Annotated in this window: 13 protein-coding genes; 6 read left to right on the top strand and 7 right to left on the bottom strand. The window is 66.1% G+C overall.

What is annotated here, in order from left to right:
* Positions 1 to 49 precede the first annotated feature (49 nt).
* The 3 genes from PCE31106_RS14000 to bcaP all read left to right on the top strand — a co-directional run bounded on the left by PCE31106_RS14000 (position 50) and on the right by bcaP (position 4033).
* Positions 50 to 1156 carry an S-(hydroxymethyl)glutathione dehydrogenase/class III alcohol dehydrogenase gene (locus PCE31106_RS14000; RefSeq protein WP_150563664.1) on the top strand — a complete coding sequence of 369 codons (1107 nt, stop codon included), beginning with the start codon at positions 50 to 52 and terminating at the stop codon, positions 1154 to 1156.
* A 78-nt stretch (positions 1157 to 1234) separates the two neighbouring features.
* Positions 1235 to 2005: an SH3 domain-containing protein gene (locus tag PCE31106_RS13995; RefSeq protein ID WP_150563663.1), complete on the top strand. Its 771-nt coding sequence runs from the start codon at positions 1235 to 1237 to the stop codon at positions 2003 to 2005.
* Between the two features lie 612 nt (positions 2006 to 2617).
* Positions 2618 to 4033, top strand: a complete 1416-nt coding sequence (gene bcaP, locus PCE31106_RS13990) for a branched-chain amino acid transporter BcaP (RefSeq protein ID WP_150563662.1) — start codon at positions 2618 to 2620, stop codon at positions 4031 to 4033.
* Between the two features lie 57 nt (positions 4034 to 4090).
* Here bcaP and PCE31106_RS13985 read toward each other — a convergent pair whose 3' ends face one another.
* Positions 4091 to 4384: a hypothetical protein gene (locus PCE31106_RS13985; protein WP_017234838.1), complete on the bottom strand. Its 294-nt coding sequence runs from the start codon at positions 4382 to 4384 to the stop codon at positions 4091 to 4093.
* Positions 4385 to 4656: 272 nt separating this feature from the next.
* Between PCE31106_RS13985 and kefF the strand changes: the two genes are divergently transcribed.
* Both kefF and kefC read left to right on the top strand, forming a co-directional pair.
* Positions 4657 to 5403, top strand: coding sequence for a glutathione-regulated potassium-efflux system oxidoreductase KefF (gene kefF, locus PCE31106_RS13980; RefSeq protein ID WP_174975190.1), 747 nt, complete (start codon positions 4657 to 4659; stop codon positions 5401 to 5403).
* Positions 5403 to 7322: a glutathione-regulated potassium-efflux system protein KefC gene (gene kefC, locus PCE31106_RS13975; RefSeq protein ID WP_150563661.1), complete on the top strand. Its 1920-nt coding sequence runs from the start codon at positions 5403 to 5405 to the stop codon at positions 7320 to 7322. The genes kefF and kefC overlap by 1 nt, the downstream gene beginning before the upstream one ends.
* A gap of 94 nt (positions 7323 to 7416) precedes the next feature.
* Here kefC and PCE31106_RS13970 read toward each other — a convergent pair whose 3' ends face one another.
* The 4 genes from PCE31106_RS13970 to PCE31106_RS13955 form a co-directional block, all read right to left on the bottom strand.
* A complete protein-coding gene (locus tag PCE31106_RS13970; RefSeq protein ID WP_017234835.1) occupies positions 7417 to 7824 on the bottom strand; it encodes a DUF4148 domain-containing protein in 408 nt (135 codons plus the stop codon).
* A gap of 236 nt (positions 7825 to 8060) precedes the next feature.
* Positions 8061 to 9008 carry an SRPBCC family protein gene (locus tag PCE31106_RS13965; RefSeq protein WP_150563660.1) on the bottom strand — a complete coding sequence of 316 codons (948 nt, stop codon included), beginning with the start codon at positions 9006 to 9008 and terminating at the stop codon, positions 8061 to 8063.
* Entirely contained in the window at positions 8992 to 9348 is a 357-nt protein-coding gene (locus PCE31106_RS13960; protein ID WP_017234833.1) for an ArsR/SmtB family transcription factor, read from the bottom strand. The genes PCE31106_RS13965 and PCE31106_RS13960 overlap by 17 nt, the downstream gene beginning before the upstream one ends.
* A 55-nt stretch (positions 9349 to 9403) precedes the next feature.
* Positions 9404 to 10318, bottom strand: coding sequence for a bestrophin family protein (locus PCE31106_RS13955; RefSeq protein ID WP_017234832.1), 915 nt, complete (start codon positions 10316 to 10318; stop codon positions 9404 to 9406).
* Positions 10319 to 10506: 188 nt separating this feature from the next.
* Between PCE31106_RS13955 and PCE31106_RS13950 the strand changes: the two genes are divergently transcribed.
* The gene (locus PCE31106_RS13950) at positions 10507 to 10929 is read left to right on the top strand and encodes a hypothetical protein (RefSeq protein WP_017234831.1); all 423 of its coding nucleotides are present in this window, start codon (positions 10507 to 10509) and stop codon (positions 10927 to 10929) included.
* Between the two features lie 86 nt (positions 10930 to 11015).
* Here PCE31106_RS13950 and mmsB read toward each other — a convergent pair whose 3' ends face one another.
* Positions 11016 to 11945: a 3-hydroxyisobutyrate dehydrogenase gene (gene mmsB / locus PCE31106_RS13945; RefSeq protein WP_150563659.1), complete on the bottom strand. Its 930-nt coding sequence runs from the start codon at positions 11943 to 11945 to the stop codon at positions 11016 to 11018.
* A gap of 35 nt (positions 11946 to 11980) precedes the next feature.
* On the bottom strand, positions 11981 to 13480 hold the full coding sequence (locus PCE31106_RS13940) for a CoA-acylating methylmalonate-semialdehyde dehydrogenase (protein ID WP_150563658.1): 1500 nt from the start codon (positions 13478 to 13480) through the stop codon (positions 11981 to 11983).
* Positions 13481 to 13487: the final 7 nt, after the last annotated feature.

Genomic DNA, 13487 nt, shown 5'->3' with positions numbered 1-13487 from the left:
ACGTCGCGAAGGGACTCCCCCGAACGACGTTGCAACGAGGATTATCGCCATGAAGACCAAAGCCGCCATTGCCTGGGAGGCCGGCAAACCCCTGACCATCGAGGAAGTCGATCTGGAAGGGCCGCGCGCCGGCGAGGTGTTGATCGAGATCAAGGCCACCGGCATCTGCCATACGGACTACTACACACTCTCCGGCGCCGATCCGGAAGGTATCTTCCCCGCCATTCTCGGGCACGAGGGCGCGGGCGTCGTCGTCGACGTTGGTCCGGGCGTCACCACCCTGAAGAAAGACGATCACGTCATTCCGCTGTACACGCCCGAATGCCGCCAGTGCAAGTTCTGCCTGTCGCGCAAGACCAATCTGTGCCAGGCGATCCGCAGCACGCAAGGCCGCGGTCTGATGCCGGATGCCACGTCGCGCTTCTCGCTCGACGGCAAGCCCATCTTCCATTACATGGGCACGTCCACGTTCTCTAACTACATCGTCGTGCCGGAAATCGCCGTCGCCAAGGTGCGCTCGGACGCGCCGTTCGACAAGGTCTGCTACATCGGTTGCGGCGTGACGACCGGCGTGGGCGCCGTGGTCTATTCGGCGAAGGTCGAGGCAGGGGCGAACGTCGTGGTGTTCGGCCTCGGCGGTATTGGCCTGAACGTGATCCAGGGCGCGAAGATGGTCGGCGCCGACAAGATCATTGGCGTCGATATCAACCCGGGGCGCGTGGCACTCGCCAAGAAGTTCGGCATGACGCACTTCATCAATCCGAATGAGGACGAAAACGTCGTCGACACGATCGTGCAATTGACCGACGGCGGCGCCGATTACTCGTTCGAGTGCATCGGCAACGTGACGACCATGCGTCAGGCGCTCGAATGCTGCCACAAGGGGTGGGGCCAGTCGTTCATCATTGGCGTGGCCGCCGCGGGTCAGGAGATCAGCACGCGCCCGTTCCAGTTGGTGACGGGCCGCGAGTGGAAGGGGTCGGCGTTCGGCGGGGCGCGCGGTCGCACCGACGTGCCGAAGATCGTCGACTGGTATATGGAGGGTAAGATCAACATCGACGACCTGATCACGCACACGCTGCGTCTGGACCAGATCAACGAAGGCTTCGATCTGATGAAGCGCGGCGAGTCGATCCGCTCGGTCGTGCTGTACTGATCGACACGTTTCGAAGGCGCTGTTCCGCCCGCGCGTCACGGGTGCCGGACGCACCGCCGTCACGACAAGGAGACGGACATGAAGACATGGACTTTGCCGCTCGTGCTCGCGGGCGCCATGATGCTGGTCGCGCTGCCGGAGGCGGCGTCGGCGCAGTCCGGGCAGGCGGTGATCAACGCGCCGGCCAACGTGCGCGCCGGTCCGGCCGTCGATTACCCGGTTGTCGCCCAGACCGGCGCGGGCATGCCCGTGACGGTCTACGGCTGTCTGTCCGATTACTCGTGGTGCGACATCGGCCTGCCCGGCGCGCGCGGCTGGATCTACGCGGCGCTGCTCAGCTATCCGTATCAGGGCAGCCCGGTGCCCGTGCTCAACTACGGCCCGATGATCGGGCTGCCCATCGTGACGTTCTCGATCGGCGCGTACTGGGGCAACTATTATCGTGGCCGGCCGTGGTATCACGATCAGCGCTACTGGCAACGCCCGCCCCCGCGACCGCGGCCGCCGGGGCACTACTATCCAGGCGCCGGACCACGTCCGCCCGGGGGCCACTATCCCGGCGCAGGGCCTCGCCCGCCGGGACCGGGGGCCGGACCGGGGAACCGCCCGCCCGGACACGGTGCGGCCCCGGGGCCCGGGCCGCGTCCCCCGGGGCACGGCGCCAGTCCGGGGCCGCGTCCACAGGGAGGCGGCGGTAGTGCGGGTCCGCGTCCGCCTGGTGGGGGGAATCGCGCAGACTATGATCGTGGGCGAGGCGGGGGACGCGCAGGCGGACAGAGCGGTGGACACGGTGGACGTCCGCCCGGCGGCGGTCCGGGGGGCGGTGGCCCCGGCGGTTCCAACCACTGACCCCGCCAACCGCGCGCGTCGCCCTGTCTGCGACGCGGCGGCCCTCGCGCCACGGCTCCTCCATCCATGTGCCCCCAATTCAGCAGACGCTGTACGCACCTTGGGAAAAATCGCTTAAAATATGAGCAATTCCGGCCAGGCGGAGGCGCCGATCAGGCACCGATGGCCGGACCGCAGGACAGCGAGCCTTCGCCCGAACGACGCCACGGCGTCGAACGGGCACCCACCTTGCAGACCCCCCCTTCTCCGATGTGCCGCGTCGACAGTCGCCACGCACACGGCAGTCCGGCAGGATCCTCCGTAAGTCTCGATCGTGTTCGTCCCGCCCCGGTGCGCGTAGCGCGCGCCGTGGTTGCCTATCGTCTTGCCGCATCCGGCGCGCATCCCCATGCACGCTACCGACGGCCGACAGATCGGTGCCGTGCGCACCGGCGACGTTAGCGCAACGAGGAGGTTCGACCCACCCTGTGGTGTTCCGCCAGGCATGGGAACGAGCGGCCACAAGCCCGGGGTGCCCTTGCAGCCAGGTCGCGGGAGACCTCTCCCGTGGATTCCCCGATGGCGCGCCACGCGAACGCCAGGGGCATACGTTGCAGGAACCTTTTGCAGGTCATGAGTCTTTTTCGAACCAAAAACATCGAGAACATGCTGGTCGCGAGCCGTACCGGCAGTCTCAAAAAGGTGCTGGGCCCGGTCGATCTGGTCCTGATGGGCATCGGCGCCATCATCGGCACCGGCATTTTCGTGCTCACAGGCACCGGCGCCCTCACCGCCGGCCCTGCGCTCACGCTCTCGTTCATCATCGCGGCCACCGCTTGCGGCTTCGCGGCCCTGTGCTACGCGGAATTCGCGTCGACGATTCCCGTCTCCGGATCGATCTACACCTACAGCTACGCCACGCTCGGCGAGATCGTCGCGTGGATCATCGGCTGGGATCTGATGCTCGAGTACGGGCTGGCCTCGTCGGCCGTCTCGGTCGGGTGGTCGGGCTACTTCCAGTCGCTCGCGGCAGGCTTCGGTCTGCATTTGCCCGCCGCCATCACGGCAGCACCCGGCGGCGTGCCCGGCGTCACGACCTTCATCAACCTGCCCGCCGTGGTCATCATGCTGCTCATCACGTGGGTCCTGTCGTACGGCGTGCGTGAGTCCGCCCGCATCAACAATCTGATGGTGGCGATCAAGATCGGCGTCGTGCTGCTGTTCATCGCGGTGGGCGTATGGCATGTCAAACCGGCCAACTGGACACCGTTCATGCCGTTCGGCACCGGCGGCATGTTCAACGCCGCCGCGCTCGTGTTCTTCGCGTTCATCGGCTTCGACGCCGTGACGTCCGCAGCGGAAGAAGTCCGCAATCCGGGCCGCGATCTGCCCATCGGCATAATCGGCTCGCTCATCGTCTGCACGCTGCTGTATGTGGCGGTCGCCGCGATCATGACCGGCATCGTGCCGTTCGCGAAGTTCGCGGGCGTGGACCACCCGGTGTCGCTGGCGCTGCAATATGCCGGTCAGAACTGGATCGCGGGCTTCGTCGATCTGGGCGCGATTCTCGGCATGACGACCGTGATCCTGGTGATGACCTACGGCCAGACCCGCATTACGTATGCCATGTCGCGCGACGGCCTGCTGCCGCCGCTGCTCTCGCGCATTCATCCGACGCACAAAACGCCATTCGCCGGCACGTGGATCATTGGTGTGGTGTTCGCCGTCATCGCGGGCTTCGTGCCGCTGGGCGTGCTCGCCGAGCTGATCAACATCGGCACGCTGTCGGCGTTCGCGCTGGTGTCGGTCGCCGTGCTGGTACTGCGTCGCACGCACCCGGACCTGCCGCGCGCGTTCCGCGTGCCCGGCGCCCCGGTCGTGCCGCTTATCTCCGCCGGTCTGTGCCTGTTCCTGATGGCGCACCTGCAAGCGACCACATGGGTCGCCTTCGTGGTGTGGCTCGTCATCGGCTTGGGGATCTATTTCACGTATGCGCGCCGCAACGCGCTGCTGCACAAGTCGCGCGACGCGCTTCCGGCGCAGTCGTAAGCGCGCCGCTTGCTGTCCCGCCTCGCGCCCAGGCGCGAGCGCGCGGGCAGGCCCGGCTCAGCCGAAATTGCGATTGATCCACACGGCGCCGTAGCCTAGCGCGAACATGGTGAGCAGCAGCGGCACCGAGATGCGCAGTACCTGGATGACCAGCGGACGCGGCGGCAGATCGTCTTCCTCCGGCATCCGCGCCGCTTCGCGCAACGCACCGGTGCAAAGCGCCGCCGCAGCAACGCTCACGACGATCCAGAACGTCTGGTTGTACATCAGGGCGACGAGCAAAAGCGCCAGCGCGACGTTGCGGCCGTGATAGATCAGATTGACGGTAGTACGAAAGGATTGCGGCGACATGTCGGTATTGCGCCGGCGTGAGCACGGATGCTCCACCGGCGTCAGGGTTCTGGTTATTCGTCGTGTGACGTGCGGTATGCCGTTCGGCCTGCCGCCGCCTGCAGAATCTGCGCAGCGCTTATCCTGCCTTAACGGCTTTCGCGACCGCAGTCTTTAGCCTGACATCGCGTCTGTGTTCGCCACGCAGCAGTATCGGACGCGATCTCGAATGGACTGCCGCAGGCAACGCCCGGCGGTGCCCGACGTGATGTCGGGCGCCAGACGAATGCGGTATGCTCCCCCGCATGACTGCCCCCGCGCCTTCCCCTCTCCCCACCGCCGTCCCGGACATCGACGGCGCGCCCCGTCACGATGCGCCGACGCGAGCCGTCTATGTCATCGTGGCGCACCCGCGCTGGCGCGACTCTCGCGTCAATCACCGCCTGCTCGACGCCGCTCGCAGCATCGCAGGTGTCGACGTCAACGACCTGTACTCGACGTATCCCGACTTCAGCATCGACATTGCGGCCGAACAACAGCGCGTGGCGCGTGCCGACCTGGTCGTGCTCGTCCATCCGATCTACTGGTACAGCATGCCGCCGTTGCAGAAGCTCTGGCTCGACGAAGTGCTGTCGTGGGGCTGGGCGTACGGCCATGACGGACATGCGCTCGCGAACAAGGACTTCTGGCTCGTGGCGAGTGCCGGCGGGCCACAGGCGAGCTATCGCCCCGAGGGCTACAACGAGCACGAGTTCTCGGCGTTCCTGCCGCCCTACGAGCAGATGGCGCGCCTGTGCAACATGCGCTTCCTGCCCCCGCACGTGTTCTTTGGCGCGCGACGCAGCGACGATGCCGCACTCGATGCCCACGTGAGCGCGTTTGCCGGCAAGCTTGCCACGTACCCGCAATGGCCCGAGCTGATTTCCATGGCAGACGCGCCCGAGTGTCAGGACATTCCGGTCGCGGATCGTCCGCGCTGCGCAACCGGCGTCGCCGACGTGGCCGGCACCACGAATGCAAGCTCAGGGAGGGCCGCCTGATGGAACACGTGCCGGCCTGGTTGCTTGCCAGCCTGATCTACCTTGCCGCGGCGGTCATTGTCGTGCCGCTGTCGCGTGCGCTGGGACTCGGCGCGATCATCGGCTATCTCGCCGCCGGGATCGCCATCGGCCCCTGGGGACTCGGTCTTGTCGCGCGCGTCGAAGACGTGCTGCATTTCGCCGAATTCGGTGTGGTGCTCATGCTTTTTCTTGTCGGCCTCGAACTGGAACCACGACGCCTGTGGAATCTGCGACGGCCGATCTTCGGATGGGGCTCGGCGCAGGTCGTCGGGTGCGCGGTGCTGCTCTTCGCGGCGGGCGTCGCACTCGGCGCGCCGTGGCGTATCGCCCTCGTCGCGGCCCTGGGCCTCGCGCTCTCGTCGACCGCGATCGCCTTGCAGGTGATGGCCGAGCGCAATCTGCTCGGCACCCCGAGCGGCCAGGCGGGCTTTTCGATCCTGCTGTTCCAGGACGTTGCCGCGATCCCGATCCTCGCGCTGCTACCCTTGCTGGCCAATTCTTTCGACAGCCACGTGATGACCGGGACGGCGCGCGCGCTCGAAGCCCTGAAAATCGTCGGCGTGATTGCGGCGATCATCCTTGGCGGGCGGCTGGCGTTGCGCCCGCTGCTGCGCTGGATCGCCAACAGCCGCACGCCGGAGATTTTCACGGCGGCGTCGCTGTTGCTCGTCGTCGCCATCGCGGCACTGATGCAATGGGTCGGCCTGTCGATGGCGCTCGGCGCGTTCCTCGCCGGCGTGCTGCTTGCCGAGAGCGAATACCGGCGGGAGCTGGAAACCGACATCGAACCGTTCAAGGGGCTTCTGCTCGGGCTGTTCTTCATTGCCGTCGGCATGAGCATCGACTTCGGTGTGCTGCTCGCGCAACCGCTGCGCATGATCGCCGTCGTCATCGGCTTCATGGCGCTCAAAGGACTGGCCATCTACGGGGTGTCGCGGTGGATGCAACTGCCCTATCAAGAACGGCCGATCTTCACGCTGCTGCTGGCACAGGGCGGTGAATTCGCCTTCGTGGTGTTCCAGTCGGCCGGACCGCAAGTGCTGCCTCCGGCGGTGTCGTCGTTCCTCATCGGCGCCGTCGCGCTCTCGATGCTGGTCTCGCCGCTGCTGCTCGTGGGCATCGACAAGTGGCTGCTGCCGCGCTACAGCGTGACGGGATCGCCCCGCATGGCAGAGATCGACGAGCCGCAGTCGGCCAGCGTCGTGATCTGCGGCTTTGGACGCTACGGGCAAATCGTTGGCCGCACGCTGGTGCCGCAGGGCGTTTCGGTGACCGTGCTCGATCACGATCCCGACACCATCGAGAGCCTGCGCCAGTTTGGCTTCCGGGTGTTCTACGGCGACGCGACACGGCTCGATCTGCTGCGTATCGCGGGCGTGGCACATGCCCGCGCGGTAGTCGTCGCCGTGGACGACGTCGATCAGTCCCTGGAAATCGTCGACCTGTTGCGCGAACACTTCCCCGACGTGCCCATCGTGGCGCGGGCGCGCAACGTCGGCCATCTGTTCCAGCTTCGCGATCGTGGCGTCGAACACATTGAACGGGAAGTCTTCGAGTCGTCGTTGCGCAGTGCGCGGTCGGTGCTTGAAACCCTGGGCTGGCCGGCGGCCGAGGCGAGAGAGGCGGCGATGGCCTTCCGGCGCGCCAATCTGCAACTGACCGACGAGATGTATCCCGCTTACCAGGATCGCAAGGCGATGGTCGCCACCGCCAAGGAAGGCCGCCGCCAGTTCGAAGAGCAGATGGCACGCGAGCGCGAGCAGCGTCATGCGCGGCGACACGTCACGTTCGGTTGGGACGGCGAGCGCGCGCCCGACACGGCCCCTGCCCCGACGCCCACCGACGCACTGGCGTCACGAACCCCGGACACGCCCGCGGCCGAAGACCGCCGCGCCTGAGCGCCCAATCTCGATTCGTCGGACGAACAAAAAGCCGTCCCGAGGATTTTCCCTCGGGACGGCTTTTGACGTTACGGCGACAGCCGGCCGGCGATCAGCTGCCTTGGCTGACGTTCAGCTCACCTGCGGCGCGGGCACGCGCCAGTTCCTGCTTCACGCCAGCGCGCGTGGCGCTCGGGCCTTGCGAGGCGACGATCGGGTAGTCGACGTCGTTCTGCGGCACAAGGCCTTGCGCGCGTGCCTGCGCCAGTTCGGCCTTCACGTCGGCGCGGCTCTTGGTCGAGGCCGAAGCGACATAGACCGGATAGTCGGCGTCACCGTTCGGGATCAGCCCTTGAGCGCGGGCCTGTGCCAGATCAGCCAACACGGCGGCACGCGTGAGCGGCTGACCTTGCGAGGCGATCTCGGGGTAGTTGTTGCCGTTCTCGGCAGCGTTGCTGGCTACAGCACCGAACGAAGCCACGGCGGCAATAAGGGCGATTGCGATGTTCTTGCGGTTCATTTTCTTAACTCCTGTCTAGTTTGCGACGACTTTGTTTTCAATTGCGCCGTCGATGGAAGGAAGTCTAGAACTCGCCGCCGAGATGAAAAACGCGATATTTGTCGAGGAACTATTGCGGCTTTCGATGAGAATCGACGCACCACAATGGGGCAATCGCGCTGCGACGAACACCGCTGCCCCCCGGGAAACGGGGCACAGCGGCGTCGTAAGCGTTGGGCAAACGTGCGGGTGGGGGCTCAGTCGACGAGCGAGGCGCCGAGGGCATCGAGCAACTGCTGGGTACCGCGTTCGCGCGATCCCGCGTCGTCGTAGCCGTCCAGGAACGCGCCCTGCTCGGTCATGACGAGTTGCGTGCCGCCATCATGCGCACGAAGATCGATCGTCGCGAGCGACACCGAGATCTTGCGCGTATCCAGATGCATCTCGTAGGTGTAGACAAGCCGCGCATCGGGCACGACATCGAAGTACAGCGCGTCGAACGTGGACACCATGCCGCTTGCCCACTGCCCTTTCGCCACCTCGCGGCCGCCGGGGCGCACATCCATGGAGCGCTCGAGCAACGTCAGGCCATCGCTTCTGGCGAACCAGCGATCCTTGGCGTCGCGCTCGGTCAGCGCACGGTACACGCGCGCAGGCGACGCGGCGTACTGACGCTCGATGCGAAAGGTCGCATGCACCACACTGCGCTGCGTTGGCGCCTCCGCGTCGCGCATGACCTCGCGGCCCAGCTTATCGAGCGTCTGTGCCCAGCCCTGACCGGCCCCAGCGGGCATCCAGGCGAACGCGGGATCGTGAACGGTGTAGCGCTGCTCGACATCCAACCGCGTGCCTTGCCCCACTTCCGTGAATTGCGCCGTCGTGCGCGCGCCGAACAGCGCCTGTCCCTTCGCGTCGGTCACTTCCATGTCGATCACCAGACGTGCCGGAGCGTCGATCTCGATGAAACGCCCGCGAATCCAATGCGACTCCCCTTCGGGCGATTGCATGCGCAGGTCGAAAACGCCACCCACGCGGGCATCGATCTTCGCTTCGGGCACGGTGTAGCCGGTCGGGCAAAACCATCGCTTCACGGCATCGGTGCGGGTCCAGGCGAGAAATACGGTTTCGCGCGTGGTTGCGTAAGTCCGACCAACGCTCAACGGACGCGGCTGCGTTTCGGGTATGGCTTCACTGGCTGTCCTCATGAACTCCTCCTTCGGGCGGCAGGCTGGCCAGATACTCGCCCAATCGGTCGAGATGGCCCTCCCACTCGTGACGGCGCTGATGAATCCATCGCTCGGCAAGGCTCAGCGCCTGGGGTTCGATCCGGCACGTTCGCACGCGTCCGGCCTTTTCCGTTCGCACCAGCCCCGCACTCTCAAGTACGGCCAGGTGCTGCATGACCGCCTGCAACGACATCGCCAGCGGCTGCGCGAGCGCGCTCACCGACGCCGGCCCCTGCGCCAGCCGCGCAAGCATCGCGCGGCGTGACGCGTCGGCCAGCGCCTGAAAGGTCAGATCGAGGGTGATGTCATGGTCAAGCATGTACTTGAGTATAGGCGCTCAAAAAAGTAAAGCAAGGACTTTAGTATCAGAATCGTCAGGTAATGATGTGATGTTCGTTGCGTGGGCGCAGGCGGGCCGTGTGCTGGCGATGGAGGATTTCCCGCAGCGATTGCTCGATGGTCTCGGACATGGCGTTGAGCGCGAGATCGTTCGGCTCCAGCCCGAACGGCTCCTCGATTTCGGCGCTGACCGCTTCGAGCGCGAAGAAGGTGTACGAGAGGAAGGCCACGACCACCGGCGTCATCGGACCGATCGAATCGACCAGACCGAAGGGCAGCAGCAGACTGTAGAGATAGGTCACGCGGTGCAGGATCACACCGTAAGTGAACGGGATCGGCGTGGTGGCGATGCGCTCGCAGCCGCCGATGGCTTCGCCGAGCCGATCCAGATGCATCTCCATGACCTGCGCGAGCGGCGCTTCGATCTGCCCGCGCGAGCGGCGTTCCCGGAGCCATTCGCCCGCCATGAGCAGGATCGCGATGGGCTTGAACTGCTTGCGGGCGAGGCAGGCCACGTCCGTTTTGTCGAGCAGCCGTTCGAAGTCGGCCTGCGGGTCCGTGCCGCGCAACTGATGGCGCATGCCGTGTACGAAGGCGATGAGATAGGCGACGAAGCGCGACGATTCCGAGGTATCGGACACCAGCGTCATCGACTGACGGGCCAGCGCGCGCGTCTCATTGAGCACGCTGCCCCAGAGCATCCGGGCTTCCCAGTAGCGGGCGTAGCTCGTGGTATTGCGAAAGCCGAGGAAAATCGCGAGCGTGATGCCGATCAGCGAGAACGGCACGAACGTGAGCGGAATCTTCCATTCGAAGACGCGTCCGTGGGCCAACGTGACGGCGATCGAGATGAGGGTGGTGAAAATGAGCTGCGGGGCAATCTTGGGAACGATCGAGCCGCGCACGACAAAGAGCATGCGCAGCCAGTTCAGATTGGGTCGGACGATCATGGGGGAATGGAGGCGCTCGCAAGCGCGGAAGGACTGGCTGTGGGGGGAGCCGTTGCGCCGGGATGATACGCCCATATCGGCCGGTTTGAAATGGTTGCAACCGATTGCAACATCGCTGTGCGCCGCTCGGACGGCTGGCGAAAATCGCATTACGCCGCCTTGGCGTACACCAGGACTCAATAACGATCATGAACGTCCCATACCTCACGCCTCACACCGCCGGGGGGACCGGCAAGCTACGCGGACTGGCAGCCATCGCGCTGCTGACCGGACTCGCCGGCGTGCTCGGCAGTCTGTCGGGCTGCGTGGTCGAACCGCCGCGTCAAGCGCCTGCGGCGCGCGTCATCGTGGCGCCGGACCCGCATACCGTGGCCGTGCAACGTCGCGAGCAGATCGACCGCCGTATCGGCAATGAATCGCGCGACATCGACAATCACGTCAACCAAGGCTATTATCCGCCGCCGCGCGGCTATGCGTTGCACCGCCGCCTTGACGCCATTGCGCAGGAAACCCGCGACATGGCCGCGCAACACGGCGGCGGCCTGTCGGGCGACGAGCAACGCGCCGTCAACCAGGAACTCGACCAACTGCATCGCATGATCGCTGGCTGACGTCGACACGGCTGCCGTGATCCGCAAAGACAACGCCCGTCGGCCGCTAAGCCGACGGGCGTTTCAATGGCCTTGCCGGACAACCGTTACTTCACGGCCAATGCCTGCGCCAGCGTGACCGGGTCCTGGAAAATGCTCGAGAAGTCGAGCGCGCCGTGCCCGTTGGCCCGATGCACCTCGAAGATGCGCCGCGCCAGATCGCCGAGCGGGGTCGCCACGTCGGCGGCCGCCGCCGCCCCGTGGGCGAGACGCAAGTCTTTCGCCATCAGATCCGTGGCAAAACCGCCGGTGTAACCCCGCGACGACGCCGCATTCTCCATCACGCCCGGACACGGGTTGTAGACCTCCAGCGTCCAGTTTCGCCCGGAGCTTTGCTGCATGACGGCCGAGAGCACCTTCGGGTCGAGTCCGTTGGCGATCCCCAGACGCAGCGCCTCACTCGTGCCCGCCATCAGAATACCCAGCAGCATGTTGTTGCACAGCTTGAGCGTCTGCCCCGCGCCCAGCGGCCCGCCGTGATGAATCGCCCGTCCCATGTTGCCGAGCAGCGGCCGCATGCGCTCGACGAGCGCCGCATCGCCGCCCACCATGAACGTGAGCGTGCCCGCGGCCGCCCCCGCCGTGCCGCCGGAGACCGGCGCGTCGAGCAACGGCGTGCCCGGACGCGCGAGCGCAGCCAACTGGCGTGGAATTTCCGGCGGCACCGTGCTGCTGTCGATCAGCACGGCGTCCGGCGCGGCGTGCGCGAGCACACCGTCCGGGCCATCGTACGCCGCGAGCACATGTTCGCCGGCGGGCAGCATCGTGATGACCACCTGAGCGTTGCGCACGGCGTCGGCAATCGAAGTGGCCGCCGTGCCACCGGCCGCCGTGAGTCGCGCGAGCGCCGCGTCCGACAAATCGAAGCCGCGCACCGCATGCCCCGCCTTCACCAGATTCGCCGCCATCGGTCCGCCCATGTTGCCGAGCCCGATGAAGGCGACACGCCAGCCCTTTTGTTGCGTTTCCGTAGCCATCGTCTGTCTCCGTATCTCCGAAAGCGTCGTGCGCGTTACTTCAACGTGATCGTCGTGTTCACGCCCGCCGGGCCCGTGCCGCGCGCTTGCCAGCGTGCCGTCACGGTCTTGGTCTGCGTCCAGAACAGAATCGCCTGTTTGCCGTTCGGCCCCAGATCGCCCAGCTTCGACGCACGCGACCCGGTGAAGCTGAACCAGGCGACCGGCACCGGAATCGGCAGGTTGATCCCGACCTGCCCAACGTCGATCTCGTTCTGGAACTGGCGTGCCGCCCCGCCATCCTGCGTGAACAGCGCCACGCCATTGCCATTGGGATTGGCGTTGACGAAGGCGATCGCTTCATCGAGCGTATCGACGCCCGTCATGCACAGCACCGGTCCGAAAATCTCGTCGCGGTAGATCGACATGTCGGCCGTGACATCGTCGAAAATCGTCGGACCGACGAAGTTGCCATCGGGCGCTTCCTTGACGGTGTGGCCGCGGCCGTCGAGCAGCAGTTTCGCGCCCTCCTCCACGCCGTCGCCGATGAGCTTCTCGACGCGCGCACGCGCCTGCTTCGACACCACGGGGCCGAGATCCGCCGTGCGGTCCGAGCCCGGACCCACCTTGAGTGCGCGCGCACGCGCCACCAGCTCAGGCACCCACGCGCGCGCTTCGCCCACGAGCACCGCCACGGACGTGGCCATGCAACGCTGCCCCGCCGCGCCGAACGCCGCGCCCAGCAGGTGGTTGATGGCCTGCTCGCGATCCGCGTCGGGCAGGATCACGCAGTGGTTCTTCGCGCCCATCATCGCCTGGCAGCGCTTGCCCGCCTCCGAGGCGCGACGATAGATATGCGTGCCAACATGCGTCGAACCGATGAACGACACGGCCTTGATGTCCGGGTGATCGCAAATGCCGTTGGCGATGTCCGGCCCGCCATGCACGACATTGAGCACGCCCGGCGGCAGGCCGGCTTCGAGCGCGAGTTCGGCCAGGCGCAACGACGCGCTCGGATCCTGCTCCGACGGCTTGAGCACGAACGTGTTGCCGGTGGCCACCGCCAGCGGGAACATGAAGCACGGCAGCATCACCGGGAAGTTGAACGCGGTGATCCCGGCGCACACCCCCAGCGGCTCGATCAGCGTGTAGACGTCAACGCCGCCCGCGGCGTTCTGCGCGTACTCGCCCAACTGCAGCGAGGCAATCGAGCATGCGTGTTCGACGACTTCGAGGCCGCGTCCGACTTCGCCTTCGGCGTCGGGCAGCGTCTTGCCGTGCTCACGCGTGATCAACTCGGCGAGTTCGCCGGTGTGCTCGCGCAGCAACTGCTGGAAGCGCAACATCACGCGCATGCGGTTGGCTTGCGACGTATTGCGCCAGCCCTTGTAGGCCGCCTTGGCCGACGCCACGGCGGCATCGAGTTCTTCCGTCGTGGCAAACGGCACGCGTGCGACGACTTCCTGCGTGGCCGGGTTCACAACGTCGCGCCACTGCGAGGACTTCGACTCGACGCGCTTGCCGTCGATCAGCAGCGGAATGGTGGGTAGGGACATGACATGC

Source organism: Pandoraea cepalis (assembly GCF_902459665.1).
GTDB lineage: Bacteria > Pseudomonadota > Gammaproteobacteria > Burkholderiales > Burkholderiaceae > Pandoraea > Pandoraea cepalis.
The sequence above is the reverse complement of the archived record's forward strand: the minus strand, read 5'-3'. Positions and strand labels throughout refer to the sequence as shown.